The following is a 21,897-nucleotide window of genomic DNA, read 5'->3' as shown; positions in this document are numbered from 1 at the left end:
CCGCGACAAGACAGGTTTGAGGGCTCAAAGCCATGATGCAACCAAAGAAGACCAAGTTCCGAAAGGCGCATAAGGGCCGTATCCACGGCGTTGCGTCCTCGGGCGCGACGCTGGCCTTCGGCCAGTTCGGGCTGAAGGCGATGGAGCCGGACCGCGTCACCGCGCGCCAGATCGAGGCCGCCCGTCGTGCCTTGACCCGTCACATGAAGCGCGCCGGCCGCGTCTGGATCCGGGTGTTCCCGGATCTTCCGGTGTCGAAGAAGCCGGCCGAGGTCCGCATGGGCTCCGGCAAGGGCTCGCCGGAATTGTGGGTGGCCCGCGTCAAGCCGGGCCGGGTGATGTTCGAGATCGACGGCGTGAGCACCCAGATCGCGCGCGAGGCGCTGCTGCTGGCGGCCGCCAAACTGCCGATCAAGACGCGCTTCGTCGAACGCATTGCGGAGTAATGGTCATGGCCGAGATGAAGATTGCCGACATTCGCGCGATGAGCCCCGATCAGATGGACGATGCGATCGTCAACCTGAAGAAGGAGCGTTTTAACCTGCGCTTCCAGCGTGCCACCGGCCAGCTCGAGAACACCGCTCGGCTGCGCGAGGCGCGTCGCGACATCGCCCGTATCAAGACCATCGCCGCGCAGCAGCGCGCCAAGACGAAGTAAGAGGCTCGACATGCCGAAACGGACCCTCCAGGGCGTTGTCGTCAGCGACAAGCAGGCCAAGACGGTGGTCGTGCGCGTCGACCGGCGCTTCACCCACCCGATCTACAAGAAGACCATCCGCCGCTCGAAGAACTACCACGCCCACGACGAGAACAACGAGTTCAAGCCGGGCGACATGGTGTGGATCGAGGAGAGCAAGCCGATCTCGAAGCTGAAGCGCTGGACCGTGGTCCGGGGCGAGCACAAGAAAACCGCCTGAGGCGCGAAGCGGCCCTCGTCGAAGAGGGCCCATTTCGCTTTCGGGATCAAACAAGGCGCAGCTTTCCTGCGCAGCAGATGAAGAGGACGAGGTGCATCAATGATTCAGATGCAGACCAACCTCGACGTGGCCGATAATTCCGGCGCACGCCGTGTCATGTGTATCAAGGTGCTGGGCGGCTCGAAGCGCCGCTATGCCACCGTCGGCGACATCATCGTGGTGTCGATCAAGGAAGCCATTCCGCGTGGCAAGGTGAAGAAGGGCGACGTCATGAAGGCCGTCGTGGTGCGCGTCCGCAAGGACATCCGCCGCGCCGACGGCTCGGTGATCCGCTTCGACCGCAACGCGGCCGTTCTGATCAACAACCAGTCGGAGCCGGTCGGCACCCGCATCTTCGGGCCGGTGCCGCGCGAGCTGCGCGCCAAGAACCACATGAAGATCATTTCGCTCGCGCCGGAGGTGCTGTGATGGCTGCCAAGATCCGCAAGGGCGACAAGGTGATCGTCCTGACCGGCCGCGACAAGGGTCGCACCGGCGAGGTGTTCGAGGTGCGTCCCGACGAGGGCACCGCGCTGGTGCGCGGTATCAACCTGGTGAAGCGTCACCAGAAGCAGACCCAGAACCAGGAAGGCGGCATCATCTCCAAGGAGGCGCCGATCAACCTGTCGAACGTCGCGTATGTCGGTAAGGACGGCAAGCCGACGCGCGTTGGATTCAAGATTCAGGCGGACGGCAAGAAGGTCCGCGTTGCCAAGAGCTCGGGAGTTGAGATCGATGGCTGAGACTGCTTACACCCCGCGCCTCCGCACGGAATATGATCGCCAGATCAAGAGCCAGCTGACCGAGAAGTTCGGCTACGCCAACGTCATGCAGGTGCCGCGGCTCGACAAGGTCGTGCTCAACATGGGCATCGGCGAGGCGGTCAACGACCGCAAGAAGGCGGAGACGGCGGCGGCCGACCTGTCGCTGATCGCCGGCCAGAAGGCGGTCGTGACCTATTCGCGCGTCGCCATTGCGACCTTCAAGCTGCGTGAGAACCAGCCGATCGGCTGCAAGGTCACGCTGCGCAAGACCAAGATGTACGAGTTCATCGACCGCCTGATCAACGTCGCGCTGCCGCGCGTCCGCGACTTCCGCGGCCTGAACCCGAAGAGCTTCGACGGCCGCGGCAACTACTCGCTCGGCATCAAGGAGCACATCATTTTCCCCGAGATCGACTTCGACAAGGCCGGGGAGAGCTGGGGCATGGACATCACGGTGTGCACCACCGCGACGACCGATGATGAGGCCCGTGCCCTTCTGACCGCATTCAATTTCCCGTTCCGGCAGTGAGACGCTGAACAGCTTCTCAAACGCGGATACCCAGGAGCCAAGCATGGCAAAGAAGAGTTCAATCGAGAAGAACAACCGGCGCAAGCGGATGACGAAGAACGCCGCCCCGAAGCGCGCCCGGTTGAAGGCGATCATCGCCGACAAGTCCAAGCCGATGGAGGAGCGCTTTGCCGCGACCCTGAAGCTGGCCGAGATGCCGCGCAATTCGTCGGCGACCCGCATCCGCAACCGGTGCGAGCTGACCGGCCGTCCGCGGTCGAACTATCGCAAGAACAAGCTGAGCCGCATCGCGCTGCGCGAGCTCGGGTCCAAGGGCCTGGTCCCGGGCCTCGTGAAGTCGAGCTGGTAAGGAGGGTCGCACCATGTCAACGCACGATCCCATCAGCGATCTGATCACCCGCATCCGCAACGCGCAGATGCGCTCGAAGTCGAAGGTCTCGACTCCCGGCTCCAAGATGCGCGCCAGCGTGCTCGAGGTGCTGAAGTCCGAAGGCTACATCCGTGGCTATGCCACGCTGGAGCATCCGTCGGGCCGCAGCGAGATCGAGATCGAGCTGAAATATTTCGACGGCGAGCCCGTGATCCGCGAGATCGAGCGCGTCTCCAAGCCCGGCCGCCGCGTCTACACCTCGGTGAAGAACCTGCCGCGCGTGAACAACGGGCTCGGAATTTCTGTTTTGTCGACACCGAAGGGAATCATGGCCGACCATAGCGCGCGTGACGCGAATGTCGGCGGTGAAGTTCTCTTCACGGTGTTCTAAGAAGGATTGAGCCATGTCACGTATTGGCAAGAAGCCTGTGGCGGTGCCGTCCGGTGTGACGGCCTCCGTCGATGGACAGACCGTCAAGATGAAGGGGCCGAAGGGCCAGCTTCAGTTCATCGTCCATGACGACGTGGACGTGAAGTTCGAGAACGGCCAGGTCAAGGTTGCCCCGCGCGCCGAGACCAAGCGCGCCCGTTCGCTGTACGGCACCGCTCGCGCCCAGATCGCGAATCTGGTCGAAGGCGTCACCAAGGGCTTCGAGAAGAAGCTCGAGATCACCGGCGTCGGCTACCGCGCCGCGATGCAGGGCAAGAACCTGCAGCTCGCGCTCGGCTACAGCCACGACGTCGTCTACCAGATCCCGGAAGGCATCACGATCGCGGTGCCGAAGCCCACCGAGATCACGGTCACGGGCATCGACCCGCAGCGCGTCGGCCAGGTGGCCGCCGAAATCCGCGCCTACCGGCCGCCGGAGCCCTACAAGGGCAAGGGCGTGAAGTACGCGGGTGAATTCATCTTCCGCAAGGAAGGCAAGAAGAAGTAACGGAGCCGGACATGTCGAGAGCCAAGGTTACGAATGCCCGGCGCAAGCAGCGTGTGAGGCTGTCGCTGCGCCGCTCCGCCGGCGGCCGTCCGCGTCTGTCGGTGTTCCGCTCGTCGAAGCACATCTACGCTCAGGTCATCGACGACCAGAAGGGCGAGACGCTCGCCTCTGCGTCGTCGATGGAGAAGGAGATGCGCTCGGCCGGCAACACCGGTGCCGACATCGACGCGGCGAAGGCGGTGGGCAAGCTGCTCGCCGAGCGCGCGGTGAAGGCGGGGATCAAGGAAGTCGTGTTCGATCGCGGCGGCTATCTCTATCACGGGCGCGTCAAGGCGCTGGCCGACGCGGCGCGCGAGAGCGGGCTGAGCTTCTAACATCAATGGATATGGGCGTCAGAGCCCCTCAGAAGATTGGATAGCACCATGGCAGGTGAACGGGAACGAGGCGGTCGCGATCGCAAGGAGCGCGAGGAGCGCGACAGCGAGTTCGTCGACAAGCTCGTCCACATCAACCGAGTCGCGAAGGTCGTGAAGGGCGGTAAGCGCTTCGGCTTTGCGGCGCTCGTCGTGATCGGCGATCAGAAGGGCCGGGTCGGGTTCGGCCACGGCAAGGCACGTGAGGTTCCGGAGGCGATCCGCAAGGCGACCGACTCCGCCAAGCGCAACCTGACCCGCGTCGCGCTGCGCGAGGGCCGCACCCTGCACCACGACATCTTCGGTCGTCACGGTGCGGGTCGCGTCTATCTGCGTGCGGCTCCGGCCGGTACCGGCATCATCGCCGGCGGACCGATGCGCGCCGTGTTCGAGACGCTCGGCATCCAGGACGTGGTGGCGAAGTCGATCGGCTCGTCGAACCCGTACAACATGGTGCGTGCGACCTTCAACGCGCTGAAGCACCAGGATAGCCCGCGCTCAGTTGCCGCGCGCCGCAACATCAAGGTGTCGACTCTGCAGGCCCGCCGCGTCGGTGGCGATGCCGAGGCAGCAGCCGACTAACGAACGCGCGTCGTCCTGCGGATGGCGCAACTCGGAGTGAAGACCATGGCTAGCGCCAAGACGATCAAGATCGAGCAGATCGGCAGCCCGATCCGCCGGCATCACTCGCAGCGCGAGACGCTGATCGGGTTGAAGCTCAACAAGATCGGCCGGGTGACCGAACTGCCGGATACGCCGGCGGTCCGCGGCATGATCACCAAGGTTCATCATCTCGTCCGCATCGTCGACGAGAAGTAAGGAGAAGGGCGATGAAGCTCAGCGATATCGCCGACAACGCCGGCGCGCGCAAGAAGCGCATGCGCGTCGGCCGCGGCATCGGCTCCGGCAAGGGCAAGACCTCCGGCCGTGGCGGCAAGGGCCAGACCGCGCGCTCCGGCGTGCGCATCAAGGGCTTCGAAGGCGGTCAGATGCCGATGCATCGCCGTCTGCCGAAGCGCGGCTTCAACAACATCTTCGCGCTCGATTTCGTCGAGATCAATCTCGACCGGATCCAGCAGGCGATCGACGCCAAGAAGCTCGACGCCAGCAGCGTGATCAACGCCGAGGCGCTGGTGAAGTCGGGCGCGCTGCGGCGGCCGAAGGACGGCGTGCGTCTGCTCGGCCGTGGCGAGCTCACCGCGAAGATCAACATCGAGGTGCATGGCGCCTCGAAGTCAGCGATCGCGGCGGTCGAGAAGGCCGGCGGCACCGTCAAGCTCCTGGCGCCAGCCAAGGACGAAGGCGAGGCTGCGTAACATCTGCGTCATTGCCCTGCCTCCGGCGCATGCCGGATAGGGCAGGGCAATGGACAGAACGCGCCCGCGCACCAGATAATATCCGGCGTCTGCCCGGCCCTGCGAGCCCTCGCGGGGCCCAATGCGGTGAAGAAGGGCGGCGGGAGAAAGCTAGACATGGCCTCAGCAGCGGAACAACTGGCGGCAAACCTCAATTTCGGCGCGCTCGCGAAGGCCGATGAGCTGAAGAAGCGCATCTGGTTCACCCTCGGTGCGCTGCTGGTCTACCGCCTCGGCACCTACATTCCGCTGCCAGGCATCGATCCGAACATCTGGGACTCGGTGTTCCGGACCCAGGCCGGCGGCATTCTCGGCATGTTCAACATGTTCGCTGGCGGCGGCATTCACCGCATGGCGATCTTTGCGCTGAACATCATGCCGTACATCTCGGCATCGATCATCATTCAGTTGCTCACCACCGTCTCGCCCCAGCTCGAAGCCCTCAAGAAAGAGGGTGAGGCTGGCCGCAAGATGCTGAATCAGTACACCCGCTATCTGACGGTGATTCTCGCCGCGGTGCAGTCGTACGGCATCGCCGTCGGCCTCGAAGGCGCGGGCAACGTCGTTGCCGATCCCGGCCTGTTCTTCCGCCTCTCCACCGCGATCACGCTGACCGGCGGCACCATGTTCCTGATGTGGCTGGGCGAGCAGATCACCTCGCGCGGCATCGGCAACGGCATCTCGCTGATCATCCTGTCCGGCATCGTGGCCGAGCTGCCCTCGGCGCTCGCCAACATGCTCGAGCTCGGACGTCAGGGCGCGCTGTCGACCGGCCTGATCCTGATCGTCATCGTGATGGCAGTCGCCGTGATCGCCTTCATCGTGTTCGTGGAGCGCGCCCAGCGCCGGCTCCTGATCCAGTATCCGAAGCGCCAGGTCGGCAACAAGATGTTCGAGGGCCAGTCCTCGCATCTGCCGCTCAAGCTGAACACCTCGGGCGTGATCCCGCCGATCTTCGCCTCGTCGCTGCTGCTGCTGCCGACCACGGTCGCCAATTTCAACGCCGGCAAGGGACCCGAGTGGTTCCAGTGGATCACGACGCAGCTCGGTCATGGCCGGCCGCTGTTCCTGGTGCTGTATCTGGCGCTGATCCTGTTCTTTGCCTTCTTCTACACCGCGATCGTGTTCAACCCGACCGAGACCGCGGACAACCTCAAGAAGCATGGCGGCTTCATCCCCGGCATCAGGCCGGGCGAGCGCACCGCGGAATATATCGATTATGTGCTGTCGCGGATCACCGTGCTCGGCGCCATCTATCTGGCGATCGTGTGTCTGATCCCGGAAATTCTGATTTCCTACGCTTCCGTCCCGTTCTACTTTGGTGGCACTTCGCTTCTGATCGTGGTCAGCGTTACGATGGATACCGTGGCGCAGGTTCAGGGTTATCTGCTCGCCCATCAATATGAGGGGCTGATCAGGAAGTCGAAGTTGCGGGGGCGCCGCCGCGGATAGCGGCGGATCGCGGCCCGGGAACCACAAAGCCAAGAACAAGGTGTGCGGGAGGGTCGCTCACCGTGTGCCGGGGGGCGAAATTCGATGAGACTCATTCTTCTGGGACCGCCCGGCTCGGGCAAGGGAACGCAGGCGCAGCGCCTCGTGCAGCAGTATGGCATCGTCCAGCTGTCGACCGGTGACATGCTGCGCGCCGCGGTGGCGGCGCAGACGCCGATCGGGCTGAAGGCCAAGGACATCATGGCGGCGGGCGGTCTGGTCCCGGACGAGGTCGTGGTCGGCATCATCGCGGACCGGATCGAGCAGCCCGACGCGGCCAATGGTTTCATCCTCGATGGCTTCCCGCGCACGGTGCCGCAGGCCGAGGCGCTGGATGCGCTGTTGAAGCAGAAGCAGATGAAGCTCGACGCGGTGATCGAACTCCGCGTCAATGAAGGTGTGCTGCTTGAGCGCGTCGAGCGCCGGGCCGCCGAGACCCGCGCGCGCGGCGAAGCTGTTCGGGCCGATGATACGCCGGAGGTCCTCACCAAGCGCCTAGCCAGCTACCGCGACCAGACCGCGCCCCTGATCCACTATTATTCCGACCATCGGATGCTGGCGACCGTCGACGGCATGATGCCGATCGAGCAGGTGACCGAGGAGATCGGTCGGATCCTGGCCGCCGTTGGCAAGACCGGCGGTAACCGGGCGGCCAAGAAGGCGAGCCCGGCCAAGCGCAGCGCCAAGGCACCGGGCAAGACGGGGCCGGCAAAATCGGCCAAGAAGGCTGCCAAAAAGGCTCCTAAGGCAGCCGCACCCGCGAAAAAGGCAGTCAAGAAGTCCGCCAAGACCGCAAGAAAGGCGGTCAAGACGACGCCGAAGAAGGCCTCCAAGGCTTCGAAGAAGGCTGCCAGGCCCGCCGCCAAGGCCGCCAGGGGAACCCGCAAGACCTCTGCAAAGGCTGCAAAAAAGCGTGCGGCGAGGTGATCGAATCTTGTAGGGGCGGTTGACGACCGCCGTGTGAATCCATTAATAAGCCCGCATCAAAGTCGGATGGTTTTCCCAGAGATGCCGGGCCCCACGAATCGAGGGGTGGGCGTCTTGTTCGCGTTTGCGGACACCTGCCCGAGATAGCGAGAATGAAGGCCGGTCCGTCCTGGGATCGGTGACAGGAGAGAAGTCCGTGGCCCGTATTGCCGGTGTCAACATCCCGACCAACAAGCGCGTCCTGATCGCGCTCCAGTACATCCATGGCATCGGCCCGAAGATCGCGGGTGAGATCGTGGAGAAGGTGAAGATCGCGGAAGATCGCCGCGTCAACCAGCTGAGCGACCAGGAAGTCCTGCAGATCCGCGAGATCATCGACCGTGACTACGTCGTCGAGGGTGACCTCCGTCGCGAGACCGGCATCAACATCAAGCGGCTGATGGACCTTGGCTGCTATCGCGGCCTGCGTCATCGCCGCGGCCTGCCGGTGCGTGGTCAGCGCACCCACACCAATGCGCGCACGCGCAAGGGGCCGGCCAAGGCGATCGCCGGCAAGAAGAAGTAATTGGCGAATTGCGAATGCGCGGATAGCGGGTAGGGGAAGCCCTTCTCGCTATTCGCTATTTACCATTCGCTCGTTTGGTGTAGCCGCTGGCATTACGGCGGCGTTGAGATCTCAAGAAAGGTACTTATATGGCCAAGGAAGCCACACGTGTCCGCCGTCGCGAGCGCAAGAACATCGCCTCCGGCGTCGCTCATGTGAATTCGTCGTTCAACAACACCACCATCACCATCACCGACGCGCAGGGCAACACCATTGCCTGGTCGTCCGCCGGTACGATGGGTTTCAAGGGATCGCGCAAGTCGACCCCGTATGCCGCGCAGGTCGCGGCGGAGGACGTGTCCAAGAAGGCCCAGGAACATGGCATGCGCACCCTCGAGGTCGAGGTGGCCGGCCCTGGCTCTGGCCGCGAATCGGCGCTGCGCGCGCTGCAGGCTGCGGGCTTCACCGTCACCTCGATCCGCGACGTGACGACGATCCCGCACAATGGTTGCCGTCCGCGCAAGCGTCGGCGCGTCTAATCTGAAAGAGGCGGACAGCATGTCCGCCTCGTCGTGCTTTTGAGACATTTCGACTGCCGCGATCTGAAGCGCGGTTCTCCAACGCCAGTCAGTCAGATCCCATGACTGGCCCATGGGTGAAACAGTGACGATCCAGAAGAATTGGCAAGAATTGATTCGGCCGAACAAGCTCCAGGTCACGCCGGGCTCCGACGCGACCCGTTTCGCCACCGTGGTTGCCGAGCCGCTGGAGCGCGGTTTCGGCCAGACGCTCGGCAATGCGCTCCGTCGCATCCTGCTGTCGTCGCTGCAGGGCGCCGCTGTGCAGTCGGTGCACATCGACGGCGTGCTGCACGAGTTCTCCTCGATCGCCGGTGTCCGCGAGGACGTGACCGACATCGTGCTGAACATCAAGGACATCTCGATCAAGATGCAGGGCGAAGGCCCGAAGCGGATGGTCGTGAAGAAGCAGGGCCCGGGCGCGGTCACCGCCGGTGACATCCAGACCGTCGGCGACATCGTCGTTCTGAACCCCGACCTGCAGCTCTGCACCCTGGACGAGGGTGCCGAGATCCGCATGGAGTTCACGGTCGCGACCGGCAAGGGCTATGTCGCCGCCGATCGCAACCGCCCCGAGGACGCGCCGATCGGCCTGATCCCGGTCGACAGCCTGTTCTCTCCGGTCCGCAAAGTCTCCTACAAGGTCGAGAACACCCGCGAGGGCCAGATCCTCGACTACGACAAGCTGACCATGACGATCGAGACCAACGGCGCGATCACGCCGGAGGACGCGGTGGCCTATGCCGCCCGCATCCTGCAGGACCAGCTCAACGTCTTCGTCAACTTCGAAGAGCCGCGCAAGGAAGTCGCCCAGGAGATCATCCCGGACCTCGCCTTCAACCCGGCCTTCCTCAAGAAGGTGGACGAGCTCGAGCTGTCGGTGCGTTCGGCGAACTGCCTGAAGAACGACAACATCGTCTACATCGGCGACCTCGTGCAGAAGTCGGAAGCAGAGATGCTGCGCACCCCGAACTTCGGCCGCAAGTCGCTGAACGAGATCAAGGAAGTGCTGGCCCAGATGGGTCTGCATCTCGGCATGGAAGTGCCGGGCTGGCCGCCGGAGAACATCGACGAGCTGGCCAAGCGCTTCGAGGATCATTACTGAGCGAATAGGGAGTGGCGAATAGCGAATAGGAAGTGGCGAATAGGAAGAACTATTCGCTACTCGCCATTCGCTACTCGCACTTCTGGGCGAACGCAGGCAGCCCACCTGAGCAACATGTCCGACGAACCGTCGCGGCAGATTGAAATGAAGGACTAAGACAATGCGTCACGGCAAGGTTCATCGGAAGCTCAACCGCACCGCCGAGCACCGCAAGGCGATGTTCGCCAACATGTGCGCCGCGCTGATCAAGCACGAGCAGATCGTCACCACGCTGCCGAAGGCCAAGGAGCTCCGGCCGATCGTCGAGAAGCTCGTCACGCTCGGCAAAAAGGGCGGTCTGGCGCTGCGCCGCCAGGCGATCGCGGAGATGCGCGATGTCGACCAGGTCAAGAAGCTGTTCGACGTCCTGGCGCCGCGCTACAAGGACCGCAACGGCGGCTACACCCGCATCATCAAGGCCGGCTTCCGCTACGGCGACAACGCGGCGATGGCCGTGATCGAGTTCGTCGACCGCGACGTCGATGCCAAGGGCCTGGACTCCGGTCCGGTGCAGGAAACCTCGGAAGCGGCGTAACGGTCGCTCCGATCCAGGGTTTGCAAAGCGGCGCCTTCGGGCGCCGTTTTCGTTTGAGGTGGCGTGGCCGGATGAGGCGGGGAGGGTGTCTCGTCCTCTTGCCACATCGTCACGCGCGCGCAGCGACGCATCCAGGGCTGCGCAAAGTTGATTCCGTCGCTGTGCTCGCAGCGACATGAAGTGAGACGGTCGCGCTCACTCACGCCGCGCGGATGGTGCGGACGAAGTCATCGAGGTCATGGCGGAGGCGGTCGTTGCCTTCGGTCAGCAGCCGGGCGGCGCTGAGGACCTGAGATGAGGCCTCGCCGGTCCGTGAGGCGCCCTGTGTGACCTCGCCGATGCTGTGCGCCACCTGGGCGGTGCGCTCGGACGCGCCTTGGATGTTGCGGACGATGTCGCGCGTGGCATTGCCCTGACCCTCGATCGCGGTTGCGACGTGCGAGGCGATCTCCGAGATGCGGCTGATGATGTCGACGATGGCGCCAATGGCACCGACGGAATCCCGCGTCGCCGTCTGGATGCCGGCGATCTGCTCGCGGATATCCTCGGTCGCATCCGCGGTCTGCTTGGCGAGCGTCTTGACCTCCTGGGCGACCACGGCAAAGCCGGCACCGGCTTCACCGGCCCGCGCGGCTTCGATGGTCGCATTGAGCGCCAGCAGGTTGGTCTGCTGCGCGATCGTGGCGATCAGCTGGATGACGCTGCCGATGCGGTCGGCCGCGGCGGCCAGCATTGCCATCCGCTCGTCGGTCTGCCTCGCCTGATCGACGGCGTCGCGCGCAATGGCTGCGGAGATGTCGACCTGCCGGCCGATCTCGGCCGCCGAGGCCATCATCTGCTCGGTCGCGGCGGCGACGCGCTGCACGTTGTGCGAGGCCTCCTGGGAGGCCGAGGCCACGGCCGCCGAGAGCGCCTGGGTGTGATGGGCCGTCTCGGTCAGTCCATGCGCCGACTGCGTCAGCTCCTGCGATGCCGACGACACCGACACGATCACCTGGCCGGCGGTGGCTTCGAACGCCTCTGCCAGCCGCGCGAGCCCGGCGCGATGGCGCTCGGCAGCGCGCCGGTCCTCCTCGCGGCGGATTTCGAGCTCGGCGTCCGCGCGCTCACGGGCCTTGAGCTTGAACTGCTCGACCGCCTGCGCCATCGCGCCGATCTCGTCGCTTCGTCCGAGGCCGGGCAGCACGATCTCGAAGCGGCCGGCGGCGAGCTCGTACATCGCCGTGCTCATACGCCGGATCAGCCGCGCGACGCGGCGGCCGAACAGCACGGCGGCGACCGCGAGCGCGATTGCGGTCGCACCGGTGATCCATGTCAGCAGCTGCCGGACTTCCGCCGCCCTGCGCTCCCCCGCGTCGGCGCGCTGCTGAGCGGCGGCCGCTGCCTTGACCAGCGCCGGGCGGATGCGATCGAAGATCTGGTCGAGGTCCTCGGCCTGCTCGTCCAGCGCCTGGCGCGAGACCGCCACCGCCGCGAAGGCCTGCTTGTAGGCGCGGACGAACGGCAGGAGCTCCGACTTGCTGGCTGCCGCGACCGGCGCGCGCGCCAGCGCCGCCTCGAACTCGCTTTCGGCCTCGTCGAAGCGGTCGCTGATCCTCTCCTCGCCGCGCAGCAGGAACTCGGTCTCGAGCCGGCGCATGGCCAGCATGGCGAGCGACAGCCTGGGATCGCTGATTTGAGTGACCACGGTCTCGAACGGGCGGGCGGCATTCTGCAGCCGGCCTTGCAGCCCGTCGCCGTCGCGGAAGCCAAGCACGCGCTGCGCGCCGACGATGTTCTGGAACCGCGTCGCGTAGAGGTTGATGCCGGGGCGGAGCGCGCCGACCTCGCCGATGGGGTCTCCCTGGGGCGTGGTCGCGACATAGGCCTCGACGGCGTCGAGCGCGCGCAGCCCCTGCGCGAGGCGATCGGCGTGCCTGGCGATCAGGCTCTCGTCGCGGCTGCGCAGGAATCGCGTGGCGAGCTGTTGGGTCTCAAGAAAGCCCTCCGACAGGGTGGCGATGTGAATGCGGAACCGCATGCCGTCGTCCGCGGCCTGCTGGATCTGGGCCGCATGCTCCAGGCCGCCGAGGCAGAGCGCACCGACCACGATTACGCCGGCGGTGCCGAGCGCCGCGATCTGGGTGGCGAGGCTTGGACGTAGTCGCTGGAAGAGAACGGAGAGGAGGCGGCTTGCGTGCGCAAACAGGGCTTGCTGCATTTCTGTCACATCAGGTCTGAACGGGAGCCGTCGGGCGGAGAGACGTCGCAGAGAAGGTTGAGAGTGTTCGCGACGTTTCACACGCGCAACTACGCAAATACCTCGTCGATCTTAAAACGTTCGTGACGGAAAGTTCGAAATGGAGACAAAATCTCCCGCGGAGTCAAACGCATGGACGTTTTCTTGCGCACTGCAGCCTGGTGGTTGTGCGGCGTCGCGCTGGCTGAGCTCGCCGACCTGGCCGGCTCGCCTTCAACTGGCTGCTGTCGAAGTCACGCTACGCGTCGCTGGTGATGACGCCCGCCGGTTTCGCGCTGTCGGTCTATCTGACCCAGCGCTTCTTCCTGAACGCGCAAGGCAGCGGCAATCCCGCAGGCGATCGCCGCACGCCACCTGACGGATACAAGCGCGCGCAGCCCGCTGGTGTCGATCCGCATCGCCATCGGCAAGGTGCTGCGAGATGACTGACAACCACGTCATGGTGGTGCCGCTGATGACGGCCGCGCTGATCGCCTACGGCACCTCGCGTCTCATCTGCGAGGAGGGGCTCTACCACGCCCTCGCCAAGGGCTTCGTCGCCAGAGCTGAGACAAAGGCTGAGGCAGCGCAAGGACTGAAGCGGTTTGCCGCGCCGTCCTGACCTCGCGCTCATCCACAGTGTTCGGCGCGCGCCGATAACCGGCGTCGGTTCAATCGCTTGATGGCAGATCCTGGGATCTGCCATCAGTTCGAAATGACCGTCGGCGGCCCCGTTGCCGGCGCCGCCGCGCAAGGTTCGTCGCTCTACTTCCTGAACGGATCTGGCCGCATCAGAAGCCGGCCGGAGATCGAGTTCGGCACCTCGTAGGGTGAGCCGATCGACAGCACGTGGCTCAGCGCGATCAGCCGGTTCGGCAGCTTGGCCGGCGGCGGCGTCTGGAACGAATACGACGTCGGGTTGTGGCACAGGAAGCAGTTCAGCACGTTCTTGATCGGCGTGTTGTCGGCGTTCTGCACGAAGGTCTCGGCGGTGGCGTTGGCGAGATTGACCGAGCCGACCGCGCTGGTCTGGTTGCTGTTCAGATTATACGAGTTGGGGAGCATCCAGACCGTGCCGTCGAGGGCGTAGTTCGCGAACGTCGATTGCGGGCCTTTCAGGCCGGAGAGAAAGCCCTGGGCTTGCGCCGTGATCGCGAAGATGTTGCCGACGCCATTGGGCTGGTTCTCGCCGCCGGTCTGGTTCTCGAGCACGACGTTGCTCACCGGTGTGAGCTTCTGGGTCGCCGGATCGAGCCGCAGTTGCGGCCGGTTGGCGCCGGGCAGAGCCGGGATGTTGACCTGTGAGAACGGCGTGCGGCCCTTGTAGAGCGTGTAGCTCTTCGGATCCGAGCGGCTCGCCGATGGCGCAAAGGTGTTGTCCGGCGTCTGCGGCGAGTTGTTCTTCAGCTCGAACGTGCCCCACAGGAATTCGGGGTGGTTCTCGGTGTAGCCGACCACGTGCAGGCCGATCAGCGCCACGGTCACGGTGACGAATTTGCCGGGCACCGGGCGGATCGTGATCAGGCCGGGGGTGATGTTGTTCTCCAGCACCGGCACCTGCGCCTGGGTCGTATAGGCGCCCGCAGGCGGTGCCTGCCCGGGGTCGAGCCGCAGCCACGTCGCCTTGAACACCGCATCGCCAACGGCGAAGGAGGAATCCGCCGGCTGGCTCTGGTAGCCGCCGGTCGCGATCAGGTTCTTGCGCGCCGTGCTGAAATAGCTCTGGTTCATGTGAACCGAGGCGTAGACGGGATAGCCGTTCTGCGCGACCAGCATGTTGCCGTCGGCTTCGACGATGGCGCCGGCGCCTTCGGTGAAGCCGGCCGTGCCGTGGAAGACCTGGGCACGGGCCGCCAGCGTCAGCGGGCGCGGCCGTGGTGCGCCGGCATTCTCGGCGTTGCCGAGCAACTCGTCGGGCGTCGCCAAGGTCATGAACCGCGGGACGGCGGCGCCGGAGCCCGAATCCTTCACCAGCGCCGTCGCCCAGACGAACGCCTCCCACGACCATTGATGGAAATTGCAGTCCGGCGTCGGGATGGTCTTGGTGTCGGAGGTGGGGAAGGCGGCGTCCGGCTTGAGATAATTGCCCAGTCCCTCCGACCAGCCGAAGGCCGGGCAGTTCTTCGCCGGCGGTGGAGGGGCGGCGCTGGCCGGGCTGAAGGCGCCGGCAAGGCCGCTTGCGGTGACGGTCGTCGCGAAAGTGAGCATGAGCCACTGAATCGTCTTCATGGCCGGTCTCCATTGATGTGCGCGCTGGGATGGGCCGAAGGTCTCGCCGCCATGCGTCGCAAATGATTGCTGAAAATGATTCATTCAAAAGTAGTGCGCGGCGAACATGCACCCAAAGGTGAGATTTGCAAGACCGGTAGCTCACGCAACCCGCGTTTTTTTTCGGAGGCGCCTCGCGGCGTGAAATGCGGCTCTGCCGGACCGTCGATGCGACGGCGTTCGTCTTCATCGGCCGAACGGGCTGCAGTGTGAGCGCGGGCACGGCCGACACCGCTGATCGTGCGCATCCTGGCGGCCGTTCGCTGGAGAATTGCGGACAATGAGGTCTTCACGCCAGTGGACGACAACCACAGGAGAGTGAAATGAAGTCCATCATGGCCGCTGCGTTGCTGCTCGTGCTGACATCGGGCGCAAGCCTTGCGGGCACGCCGCTGATCGATGCGCGTCAGCACAACCAGTCACATCGCATCTACAACGGCATCGCGGGCGGACGGCTGACCCATCTGGAGGCGCAGCAGCTCGTCCGCGGTCAGATCCACGTCCAGAAGCTGGAAAACAAGGCCAAGGCGGACGGCGTGGTGACGCCGTTCGAGCGTGCCCGCATCAACGTCGCGCAATCCGTGCAGGGCGCGCGCATATTCTGGAAGAAGCACAATTAGCCGCGCACGGCGGTTCGCTGGCGGCAAGGCGCCGCCGTGGCGGCGCTTTGCCATCATGTGATGCGACGGCGGCGCCGCTCACACCAGCGCGACCGTGACGCCGGCAGCGGCGCTGAACGCGACCACGACGAGCGGCGGCGCGCGCCATGCGACCAGCAGGACGAAGCCGATCAGGGCGATGCCAAAATCCGCGGCGTTGTGGATGGTGGTTGTCCAGACCGGGTCGTACAGGGCCGCTCCCAGCACACCGACGACCGCGGCGTTGACACCCCGCATCATCGCCTGGGCGCCGGCGCGTTTGCGGAACGAGTCCCAGAATGGCAGCGCGGCGAGCAGGACAAGCATGCCCGGCAGGAAGATGCCCAGGAGACCGAGCGCGGCTCCGACGATCCCATGCGGCTCCGGAGCGACGACGGTGCCGAGATAGGCGGCGAAGGTGAAGAGCGGGCCCGGTACGGCCTGCGCGGCGCCGTAGCCAGCGAGAAAGGCGTCGTCGCTCAGCCAGCCAGGTCCGACGAAGGCCTCGCGCAGCAGCGGAAGCACGACGTGCCCACCGCCGAACACGAGTGCGCCCGAGCGATAGAAGGCATCGAACAAGGCGACGCCGGTCGATCCCGTCACGCCGCGCAGCAGCGGAAGTCCCGCCAACAGGATGGCAAACATGGCGAGCGCAACCAGCCCCACGGTCCGCGACACCGGAATCGCGACGTGTCCGGACGGCGCCGCCTCGCCGCGGCAGAGCCACAGACCGGCGAGTCCGCCGAGAACGATCGCTCCGATCTGGGCGAGCGAGGCGGTGCTGAATAGGATGACGAGGGTTGCGGCGACCGCGATCGAGGCGCGCGTCCGGTCGGGGCAGAGCGTGCGCGCCATGCCCCAGACCGCCTGCGCGACGATGGCGACCGCGGTCAGCTTCAGTCCATGCAGCAGGCCGTCGCCGACCGGACCACTCAATTGGCCGGCACCATAGGCGAACAGCACGAGAATCGCGGCCGATGGCAGGGTGAAGCCGGTCCAGGCGGCGAGCGCGCCGAGATAGCCGGCCCGCATCAGCCCGATGGAGAATCCGACCTGGCTGCTGGCGGGGCCGGGCAGGAACTGGCAGAGGCCCACCAGATCGGCATAGGCATGCTCGTCGATCCACTTCCGCCTGACGACGAACTCGTCGCGGAAGTAGCCGATGTGGGCGATCGGACCGCCGAAGCAGGTCAGGCCGAGCGTGAGGAAGATCCGCAGGACCTCGAGCGCAGATCCGGAGCGCCCGCCGTGATCGGCGGGCGGGTTGGTCGCGGACTTCAGGCTGCTCACGGACGTTCGTTCCAGTCGCGAGGAGGTTCCTATCGGCTTTCGTTAAGGGGAAACGGGACCGTCGGCCAGTCTCAATCGCTCATGGCCGCTGATCGGACCGCGCGTCGGCTGCTGGCCATCTCATGCTTTCGATCGGTGGAATGGTGGGCACGGCGCCCCCGCGATCTCGCGCGAGGAGACCGCCTGTGCGCCTTTGCCCATTGTTGCCTGCTAGTTAGCTCCATCCCTCCAGCACGATCTTGCCGCGGGAGGTGTTGCTCTCGATCAACGCGTGCGCGCGCTTGAGGTTGGCCGCGTTGATGGTGCCGTAATTGTCGCCAAGGGTGGTGCGGATCACGCCCTTGTCGATCAGGTCGGACACGTCGTTGAGCAGATGGTGCTGCGCGATCATGTCGGGTGTCGTGAAAGATGAGCGCGTGAACATCGACTCCCAGTGGATCGAGATCGCCTTGCCCTTGAAGGCGGCGAGCGAGAACTCGGCGGGATCGTCGATCAGGCCGAACTTGCCCTGCGGCGTCATGAAGTCGGCGATTGCCTTGTAGTGCTGGTCGCTGTGGGTGAGGCTCGCGATGAGCGCGACCGGCGGCAGCTTCAGCGCGTCGATCTGCTCTTTCATCGGCTTGCCATGATCGATCACGGCATGGGCGCCGAGCTTCAGGCACCAGTCGCGCGACTCCGGTCGCGTCGCCGTGGCGAGCACGGTCAGCCCGGTGAGCCGGCGCGCGAGCTGGATCAGGATCGAGCCGACGCCGCCGGCGGCGCCCGTGATCAGCAAAGTGCGGTCGTCGAGGCTCTTGCCGGGGATTGCGCCGAGCCGGTCGAACAAGAGCTCCCAGGCCGTGATCGAGGTCAGGGGCAGGGCGGCGGCTTCGGCGAACGACAGGCTCTTCGGCTTGCGGCCGACGATGCGCTCGTCGACCAGATGGAATTCGGCATTGGTGCCCTGGCGCAGGATCGAGCCGGCGTAGAACACCTCGTCACCGGGCTTGAACAGGCTCACGTCCGGGCCGATAGCCTCGACCACGCCAGCGGCGTCATAGCCCAGGATCTTGGTTTCGCCGGCGGGCGGTGCGGCGCGCTTGCGCACCTTGGTGTCGACCGGATTGACCGAGACCGCTTTCACGGCGACGCGGATGTCGCGTCCCTTCGGCTCGGGTTTGGCGGTCTCGAAATCGAACAGCGCGCGGTCCTCGGTGATGGGCAGCGACTGCTGGTATCCGACGGCCTTCATGAACAGCCTCCTGGTTGGCTTGGCAATAGGATCTGTTTGTCCTGCTGGCATCACTTCAGCAAGTACTGTAAAAATGGGGAACTAGTCCCCATTTGGATACTATTGGGCCAAAACGCGATGAAACGGAAGAATTTCACCCGCCGTCCCGGCTGCGCGGTCGAAGCCACGCTCGATCTGATCGACGGCAAGTGGAAGGGCGTGATCCTCTACCACCTGCAGGGTGGCAGCCAGCGCTTCGGCGAGCTGCGCCGGCTGATGCCCGGCATCACTCAGCGCATGTTGACCAAGCAGCTGCGGGCGCTCGAGGACGACGGGCTGGTCGTCCGCAAGGTCTATGCCGAGGTGCCGCCGCGCGTCGAATACAGCCTGTCCGAGGTCGGCGAGAGCCTGCGGCCGGTGATCGAGGTTCTCAGAAGCTGGGGCGAGCGGCACCAGGAACGGCTGTCCTGCGCACCCGTTGCGGAGACCATCAAAGCGCCGCATCAGACCGCCTGAGCTTGGCCGCACCCGCCGTTCCGCCTATATCGAAGTCCTCATTGTCCGGGATTCTTTGCATGACGTTGATTCGCACTTCCGTGGTCCTGCTGCTGTCCCTGCTGGCCGCCTCTCCGCTCGCGGCCCAGGACCGGCGCGTGCCGCAGTCCCAGGCCGAGCTCCGGCTGTCCTATGCGCCGATCGTGCAGCGGGTGCAGCCGGCAGTCGTCAACGTTTACGCCGCCAAGGTGGTGCAGAACCGCAATCCCTTCCTCGACGATCCCATCTTCCGCCGCTTCTTCGGCCTGCAGGGCGGACCGCAGGAGCAGATGCAGCGCTCGCTCGGCTCGGGCGTGATGATCGATCAGTCGGGTCTCGTCGTCACCAACGTGCACGTCATCGAGGGCGCCGACGAGGTGAAGGTGTCGCTGTCCGACAAGCGCGAATTCGAGGCCGAGATCGTGCTGAAGGACAGCCGCACCGACCTTGCTGTGCTCAAGCTGAAGGGAACGCGCGAGTCGTTCGTCACGCTCGACCTCGCCAATTCCGACGATCTGCTGGTCGGCGATATCGTGCTGGCGATCGGCAATCCGTTCGGCGTCGGCCAGACCGTGACGCACGGCATCGTCTCGGCGCTGGCGCGCACGCAGGTCGGCATCACCGACTATCAGTTCTTCATCCAGACCGATGCCGCGATCAATCCCGGCAATTCCGGCGGTGCGCTGGTCGATATCAACGGCCGTCTGGTCGGCATCAACACCGCGATCTATTCCAAGTCCGGCGGCTCGCAGGGCATCGGCTTCGCGATTCCCGCCAACATGGTGCGGGTCGTCGTGGCGTCTGCCAAGAGCGGCGGCAAGGCGGTCAAGCGTCCGTGGCTCGGCGCGCGGCTGCAGGCGGTGACCCCTGAGATCGCCGAGAGCCTCGGCTTGCGCTCACCGACCGGCGCGCTGGTCGCCTCCGTGGTCGCGAACAGCCCGGCGGCGAAGGCGGGCATCAAGTCGTCCGACCTGATCGTGTCGATCGACGGCCAGACCGTCGACGATCCCAACGCCTTCGACTACCGCTTCGCCACGCGGCCGCTCGGCGGCACCGCGCAGATCGAGGTGCAGCGCGGCGGCAAGCCGGTGAAGGTCGCGGTCGCGCTGGAGACGGCGCCGGACACGGGGCGCAACGAGATGGTCATCAACGGCCGCTCGCCGTTCCAGGGTGCCAAGGTCGCCAACATCTCGCCCGCGGTGGCCGACGAGCTGCATCTCGATGCCGACACCGAGGGCGTCGTCATTCTCGAGCCGGGCGACGGCACCACGGCGGCCAATGTCGGCTTCCAGAAGGGCGACGTGATCATGGCGGTCAACAACCAGAAGATCGCCAAGACCGCTGATCTCGACAAGGCCGCGCGTGAGACCGCCCGCGTCTGGCGCATCACCGTGCTGCGCGGCGGCCAGCAGATCAACGTCACGCTCGGCGGATGAGTCCGAAGCGCCCCCAGCAGGGAGGCCCGAGCCTCTTCGCCGCGGCGGGGATGGAGCACGATGCGCCGCGGCCGCTGCCGGAGCGGCTGCGCCCCCACAAGCTCTCCGACGTCGTCGGACAGGATCACATCCTCGGCCCCGACGGCGCGCTGACGCGCATGCTGGAGACGCGGACGCTGGGCTCGCTGATCTTCTGGGGCCCGCCCGGCACCGGCAAGACCACGGTGGCGCGGCTGTTGGCCGATGCCACCGAGCTGCATTTCGAGCAGATCTCCGCGGTGTTCTCCGGCGTCGCCGACCTGAAGAAGGTGTTCGACGCCGCGCGCGCCCGCCGCGAGACCGGGCAGGGCACGCTTCTCTTCGTCGACGAGGTGCACAGGTTCAATCGCGCCCAGCAGGATTCCTTCCTGCCGGTGATGGAGGACGGCACCGTCGTGCTGGTCGGCGCCACCACCGAGAACCCGTCCTTCGAGCTCAACGCCGCTCTGTTGTCGCGTTCGCGCGTGCTGGTGTTCCACTCGCTCGACGCCGCCGCGATCGAGCGGCTCTACAGCAACGCCGAAGCGGTCGAGGGCCGCAAGCTGCCGCTCGACGACGAGGCGCGCGCCGTGCTGATCCGCATGGCCGACGGCGACGGCCGCGCCGCGCTGACGCTCGCCGAGGAAGTCTGGCGCTCGGCGCGCAAGGACGAGATCTTCAACGCGGTGCAACTGCAGGACATCCTGCAGCGCCGGGCGCCGATCTACGACAAGTCGGCCGACGGCCACTACAACCTGATCTCGGCGCTGCATAAGGCGGTGCGCGGCTCCGATCCGGATGCGGCGCTATACTACTTTGCACGCATGCTCGACGCCGGCGAGGACCCGCTGTTCCTGGCGCGCCGCATCGTGCGCATGGCGGTGGAGGACATCGGTCTGGCCGATCCGCAGGCGCTGGTCATCGCCAACGCCGCCAAGGACGCCTATGATTTCCTGGGCTCGCCCGAGGGCGAGCTCGCGATCGCGCAGGCCGTGATCTATGTCGCGACCGCGCCGAAATCCAACGCCGCCTACAAGGCCTTCGGCGCCGCCAAGCGGGTGGCGAAGGAGGGCGGCTCGCTGCTGCCGCCGAAGCACATCCTCAACGCGCCGACCAAGCTGATGCAGGGCGAAGGCTACGGCGCCGGCTACCAGTACGACCACGACGCCCCCGATGCGTTCTCCGGGCAGGACTACTTCCCCGAAGCCCTCGGCCGCCAGCAGTTCTACGACCCGCCCGAGCGCGGCTTCGAGCGCGAGATCAGGAAACGGCTGGATTATTGGGCGAAGCTGCGGAAGGAGCGGGGCGGTTGAATAGCGCCTCGTTCCAGAGGCGTTGATCGTTGCTCCGCCGGACGACGTTGATTTTACCGTCCAGCAAGAAAATCAGACTGGTACCGCGGCCCTTCTTCTAGCTTCCGCCAACTTGCGCAGTGCAGCAAGCCTGCCGTTGGGTGCAGCGGTCGCGATGCGGCCTTCGGTTAAGCAGTCGGGATCGATCTCGGACTTCGCTTGACACCTTCATCGACTCTGGCGACTACTTTTGAAATCCCGAGACCGATTTTTGCGTCGCGCGTCCAGCTCATCTTTCTCGTTGGCCCAACAAGTGCGTTGTCGGTAAGTGTTGTGAAGGCGGGGCTGCAGTTCGACAGCAGCCCTAGTTGTTGTGAGACCCTGTCCGGTCGCAACTCATTTTCGGAGCTGGACAAAGCGATTCTTTAAGGGCAGCTTCCTCTCATTAG

Annotated in this window: 28 protein-coding genes and 1 pseudogene; 25 read left to right on the top strand and 4 right to left on the bottom strand. The window is 65.4% G+C overall.

Annotation, left to right across the window (positions count from 1 at the left end):
* Positions 1–32: 32 nt before the first annotated feature.
* The 19 genes from rplP (at position 33) to rplQ (ending at position 10,544) form a co-directional block, all read left to right on the top strand.
* On the top strand, positions 33–446 hold the full coding sequence (gene rplP, locus QX051_RS14830) for a 50S ribosomal protein L16 (protein ID WP_315737600.1): 414 nt from the start codon (positions 33–35) through the stop codon (positions 444–446).
* A gap of 5 nt (positions 447–451) precedes the next feature.
* Positions 452–658: a 50S ribosomal protein L29 gene (rpmC, locus tag QX051_RS14825; protein WP_006611846.1), complete on the top strand. Its 207-nt coding sequence runs from the start codon at positions 452–454 to the stop codon at positions 656–658.
* Between the two features lie 10 nt (positions 659–668).
* Positions 669–917 carry a 30S ribosomal protein S17 gene (gene rpsQ / locus QX051_RS14820; RefSeq protein WP_008963469.1) on the top strand — a complete coding sequence of 83 codons (249 nt, stop codon included), beginning with the start codon at positions 669–671 and terminating at the stop codon, positions 915–917.
* A gap of 99 nt (positions 918–1,016) precedes the next feature.
* The gene (rplN, locus tag QX051_RS14815; RefSeq protein WP_006611848.1) at positions 1,017–1,385 is read left to right on the top strand and encodes a 50S ribosomal protein L14; all 369 of its coding nucleotides are present in this window, start codon (positions 1,017–1,019) and stop codon (positions 1,383–1,385) included.
* Complete coding sequence (gene rplX / locus QX051_RS14810; RefSeq protein WP_315737601.1) at positions 1,385–1,699, top strand: 50S ribosomal protein L24; 315 nt, start codon at positions 1,385–1,387, stop codon at positions 1,697–1,699. Before rplN ends, rplX begins: the two co-directional genes overlap by 1 nt.
* Positions 1,692–2,249 carry a 50S ribosomal protein L5 gene (rplE, locus tag QX051_RS14805; protein WP_315737602.1) on the top strand — a complete coding sequence of 186 codons (558 nt, stop codon included), beginning with the start codon at positions 1,692–1,694 and terminating at the stop codon, positions 2,247–2,249. The genes rplX and rplE overlap by 8 nt, the downstream gene beginning before the upstream one ends.
* 43 nt (positions 2,250–2,292) lie before the next feature.
* Entirely contained in the window at positions 2,293–2,598 is a 306-nt protein-coding gene (gene rpsN, locus QX051_RS14800; protein ID WP_315737603.1) for a 30S ribosomal protein S14, read from the top strand.
* Between the two features lie 13 nt (positions 2,599–2,611).
* Positions 2,612–3,010, top strand: a complete 399-nt coding sequence (rpsH, locus tag QX051_RS14795) for a 30S ribosomal protein S8 (protein WP_315714559.1) — start codon at positions 2,612–2,614, stop codon at positions 3,008–3,010.
* Between the two features lie 13 nt (positions 3,011–3,023).
* Complete coding sequence (gene rplF / locus QX051_RS14790) at positions 3,024–3,557, top strand: 50S ribosomal protein L6 (protein ID WP_172108074.1); 534 nt, start codon at positions 3,024–3,026, stop codon at positions 3,555–3,557.
* Between the two features lie 11 nt (positions 3,558–3,568).
* Positions 3,569–3,931, top strand: coding sequence for a 50S ribosomal protein L18 (gene rplR / locus QX051_RS14785; protein WP_006611854.1), 363 nt, complete (start codon positions 3,569–3,571; stop codon positions 3,929–3,931).
* Between the two features lie 48 nt (positions 3,932–3,979).
* A complete protein-coding gene (gene rpsE, locus QX051_RS14780) occupies positions 3,980–4,552 on the top strand; it encodes a 30S ribosomal protein S5 (RefSeq protein ID WP_006611855.1) in 573 nt (190 codons plus the stop codon).
* Between the two features lie 45 nt (positions 4,553–4,597).
* Positions 4,598–4,789, top strand: coding sequence for a 50S ribosomal protein L30 (gene rpmD / locus QX051_RS14775; protein WP_006611856.1), 192 nt, complete (start codon positions 4,598–4,600; stop codon positions 4,787–4,789).
* Between the two features lie 11 nt (positions 4,790–4,800).
* Positions 4,801–5,286 carry a 50S ribosomal protein L15 gene (gene rplO, locus QX051_RS14770; protein WP_315776625.1) on the top strand — a complete coding sequence of 162 codons (486 nt, stop codon included), beginning with the start codon at positions 4,801–4,803 and terminating at the stop codon, positions 5,284–5,286.
* 156 nt (positions 5,287–5,442) lie between these two features.
* Positions 5,443–6,777, top strand: a complete 1,335-nt coding sequence (secY, locus tag QX051_RS14765) for a preprotein translocase subunit SecY (RefSeq protein ID WP_315714557.1) — start codon at positions 5,443–5,445, stop codon at positions 6,775–6,777.
* Between the two features lie 84 nt (positions 6,778–6,861).
* Positions 6,862–7,743, top strand: a complete 882-nt coding sequence (locus tag QX051_RS14760; protein WP_315776624.1) for an adenylate kinase — start codon at positions 6,862–6,864, stop codon at positions 7,741–7,743.
* A 196-nt stretch (positions 7,744–7,939) separates the two neighbouring features.
* The gene (gene rpsM, locus QX051_RS14755; RefSeq protein WP_006611860.1) at positions 7,940–8,308 is read left to right on the top strand and encodes a 30S ribosomal protein S13; all 369 of its coding nucleotides are present in this window, start codon (positions 7,940–7,942) and stop codon (positions 8,306–8,308) included.
* A 128-nt stretch (positions 8,309–8,436) separates the two neighbouring features.
* Positions 8,437–8,826: a 30S ribosomal protein S11 gene (gene rpsK / locus QX051_RS14750; RefSeq protein ID WP_012045029.1), complete on the top strand. Its 390-nt coding sequence runs from the start codon at positions 8,437–8,439 to the stop codon at positions 8,824–8,826.
* A gap of 112 nt (positions 8,827–8,938) precedes the next feature.
* The gene (locus tag QX051_RS14745) at positions 8,939–9,970 is read left to right on the top strand and encodes a DNA-directed RNA polymerase subunit alpha (RefSeq protein WP_315737606.1); all 1,032 of its coding nucleotides are present in this window, start codon (positions 8,939–8,941) and stop codon (positions 9,968–9,970) included.
* Between the two features lie 160 nt (positions 9,971–10,130).
* On the top strand, positions 10,131–10,544 hold the full coding sequence (rplQ, locus tag QX051_RS14740) for a 50S ribosomal protein L17 (protein ID WP_315754213.1): 414 nt from the start codon (positions 10,131–10,133) through the stop codon (positions 10,542–10,544).
* A gap of 199 nt (positions 10,545–10,743) precedes the next feature.
* Here rplQ and QX051_RS14735 read toward each other — a convergent pair whose 3' ends face one another.
* Positions 10,744–12,744: a HAMP domain-containing methyl-accepting chemotaxis protein gene (locus QX051_RS14735; protein WP_315776623.1), complete on the bottom strand. Its 2,001-nt coding sequence runs from the start codon at positions 12,742–12,744 to the stop codon at positions 10,744–10,746.
* Between the two features lie 213 nt (positions 12,745–12,957).
* Between QX051_RS14735 and QX051_RS14730 the strand changes: the two are divergent.
* Both QX051_RS14730 and QX051_RS14725 read left to right on the top strand, forming a co-directional pair.
* Positions 12,958–13,200 (top strand): annotated as a pseudogene (locus tag QX051_RS14730) (chloride channel protein); the annotation flags it as partial.
* A gap of 4 nt (positions 13,201–13,204) precedes the next feature.
* On the top strand, positions 13,205–13,384 hold the full coding sequence (locus QX051_RS14725) for a hypothetical protein (RefSeq protein WP_315776622.1): 180 nt from the start codon (positions 13,205–13,207) through the stop codon (positions 13,382–13,384).
* Positions 13,385–13,527: 143 nt separating this feature from the next.
* Here the strand turns inward: QX051_RS14725 and QX051_RS14720 are convergent, their stop codons facing one another.
* Positions 13,528–14,991, bottom strand: coding sequence for a hypothetical protein (locus QX051_RS14720; protein WP_315776621.1), 1,464 nt, complete (start codon positions 14,989–14,991; stop codon positions 13,528–13,530).
* 362 nt (positions 14,992–15,353) lie between these two features.
* On the opposite strand from QX051_RS14720, the gene QX051_RS14715 reads away from it, so the two are divergent.
* Positions 15,354–15,650: a hypothetical protein gene (locus QX051_RS14715; protein ID WP_315776620.1), complete on the top strand. Its 297-nt coding sequence runs from the start codon at positions 15,354–15,356 to the stop codon at positions 15,648–15,650.
* A 78-nt stretch (positions 15,651–15,728) separates the two neighbouring features.
* Here QX051_RS14715 and chrA read toward each other — a convergent pair whose 3' ends face one another.
* The gene (gene chrA, locus QX051_RS14710) at positions 15,729–16,949 is read right to left on the bottom strand and encodes a chromate efflux transporter (protein WP_315776784.1); all 1,221 of its coding nucleotides are present in this window, start codon (positions 16,947–16,949) and stop codon (positions 15,729–15,731) included.
* A 223-nt stretch (positions 16,950–17,172) separates the two neighbouring features.
* Positions 17,173–18,189: a zinc-binding alcohol dehydrogenase family protein gene (locus QX051_RS14705; RefSeq protein WP_315776619.1), complete on the bottom strand. Its 1,017-nt coding sequence runs from the start codon at positions 18,187–18,189 to the stop codon at positions 17,173–17,175.
* Between the two features lie 117 nt (positions 18,190–18,306).
* Here QX051_RS14705 and QX051_RS14700 point away from each other — a divergent pair, with 117 nt between their 5' ends.
* The 3 genes from QX051_RS14700 to QX051_RS14690 are packed head-to-tail and all read left to right on the top strand — an operon-like array spanning position 18,307 to position 21,469.
* Positions 18,307–18,684, top strand: coding sequence for a helix-turn-helix domain-containing protein (locus QX051_RS14700; protein ID WP_315737613.1), 378 nt, complete (start codon positions 18,307–18,309; stop codon positions 18,682–18,684).
* A gap of 59 nt (positions 18,685–18,743) precedes the next feature.
* On the top strand, positions 18,744–20,138 hold the full coding sequence (locus QX051_RS14695) for a DegQ family serine endoprotease (RefSeq protein ID WP_315776618.1): 1,395 nt from the start codon (positions 18,744–18,746) through the stop codon (positions 20,136–20,138).
* Complete coding sequence (locus QX051_RS14690) at positions 20,135–21,469, top strand: replication-associated recombination protein A (RefSeq protein ID WP_315776617.1); 1,335 nt, start codon at positions 20,135–20,137, stop codon at positions 21,467–21,469. Before QX051_RS14695 ends, QX051_RS14690 begins: the two co-directional genes overlap by 4 nt.
* Positions 21,470–21,897: the final 428 nt, after the last annotated feature.

The organism is Bradyrhizobium sp. SZCCHNR1053 (genome assembly GCF_032381235.1).
GTDB lineage: Bacteria > Pseudomonadota > Alphaproteobacteria > Rhizobiales > Xanthobacteraceae > Bradyrhizobium.
This window is presented reverse-complemented; position numbering and strand designations above follow the sequence as displayed.

Coding starts and splice junctions, on each gene's coding strand:
- rplQ (WP_315754213.1), top strand. CDS start 10,131: ATGCGTCACGGCAAGGTTCATCGGAAGCTCAACCGCACCGCCGAGCAC.
- QX051_RS14760 (WP_315776624.1), top strand. CDS start 6,862: ATGAGACTCATTCTTCTGGGACCGCCCGGCTCGGGCAAGGGAACGCAG.
- rplF (WP_172108074.1), top strand. CDS start 3,024: ATGTCACGTATTGGCAAGAAGCCTGTGGCGGTGCCGTCCGGTGTGACG.
- rplP (WP_315737600.1), top strand. CDS start 33: ATGATGCAACCAAAGAAGACCAAGTTCCGAAAGGCGCATAAGGGCCGT.
- QX051_RS14690 (WP_315776617.1), top strand. CDS start 20,135: ATGAGTCCGAAGCGCCCCCAGCAGGGAGGCCCGAGCCTCTTCGCCGCG.
- QX051_RS14705 (WP_315776619.1), bottom strand. CDS start 18,189: ATGAAGGCCGTCGGATACCAGCAGTCGCTGCCCATCACCGAGGACCGC.
- QX051_RS14745 (WP_315737606.1), top strand. CDS start 8,939: ATGGGTGAAACAGTGACGATCCAGAAGAATTGGCAAGAATTGATTCGG.
- rplO (WP_315776625.1), top strand. CDS start 4,801: ATGAAGCTCAGCGATATCGCCGACAACGCCGGCGCGCGCAAGAAGCGC.
- QX051_RS14725 (WP_315776622.1), top strand. CDS start 13,205: ATGACTGACAACCACGTCATGGTGGTGCCGCTGATGACGGCCGCGCTG.
- QX051_RS14700 (WP_315737613.1), top strand. CDS start 18,307: ATGAAACGGAAGAATTTCACCCGCCGTCCCGGCTGCGCGGTCGAAGCC.
- QX051_RS14715 (WP_315776620.1), top strand. CDS start 15,354: ATGAAGTCCATCATGGCCGCTGCGTTGCTGCTCGTGCTGACATCGGGC.
- QX051_RS14720 (WP_315776621.1), bottom strand. CDS start 14,991: ATGAAGACGATTCAGTGGCTCATGCTCACTTTCGCGACGACCGTCACC.
- rpsE (WP_006611855.1), top strand. CDS start 3,980: ATGGCAGGTGAACGGGAACGAGGCGGTCGCGATCGCAAGGAGCGCGAG.
- QX051_RS14735 (WP_315776623.1), bottom strand. CDS start 12,744: ATGCAGCAAGCCCTGTTTGCGCACGCAAGCCGCCTCCTCTCCGTTCTC.
- rpsK (WP_012045029.1), top strand. CDS start 8,437: ATGGCCAAGGAAGCCACACGTGTCCGCCGTCGCGAGCGCAAGAACATC.
- QX051_RS14695 (WP_315776618.1), top strand. CDS start 18,744: ATGACGTTGATTCGCACTTCCGTGGTCCTGCTGCTGTCCCTGCTGGCC.
- rplN (WP_006611848.1), top strand. CDS start 1,017: ATGATTCAGATGCAGACCAACCTCGACGTGGCCGATAATTCCGGCGCA.
- rplX (WP_315737601.1), top strand. CDS start 1,385: ATGGCTGCCAAGATCCGCAAGGGCGACAAGGTGATCGTCCTGACCGGC.
- rpmD (WP_006611856.1), top strand. CDS start 4,598: ATGGCTAGCGCCAAGACGATCAAGATCGAGCAGATCGGCAGCCCGATC.
- rplE (WP_315737602.1), top strand. CDS start 1,692: ATGGCTGAGACTGCTTACACCCCGCGCCTCCGCACGGAATATGATCGC.
- rpsN (WP_315737603.1), top strand. CDS start 2,293: ATGGCAAAGAAGAGTTCAATCGAGAAGAACAACCGGCGCAAGCGGATG.
- rplR (WP_006611854.1), top strand. CDS start 3,569: ATGTCGAGAGCCAAGGTTACGAATGCCCGGCGCAAGCAGCGTGTGAGG.
- rpsH (WP_315714559.1), top strand. CDS start 2,612: ATGTCAACGCACGATCCCATCAGCGATCTGATCACCCGCATCCGCAAC.
- secY (WP_315714557.1), top strand. CDS start 5,443: ATGGCCTCAGCAGCGGAACAACTGGCGGCAAACCTCAATTTCGGCGCG.
- rpsQ (WP_008963469.1), top strand. CDS start 669: ATGCCGAAACGGACCCTCCAGGGCGTTGTCGTCAGCGACAAGCAGGCC.
- rpmC (WP_006611846.1), top strand. CDS start 452: ATGGCCGAGATGAAGATTGCCGACATTCGCGCGATGAGCCCCGATCAG.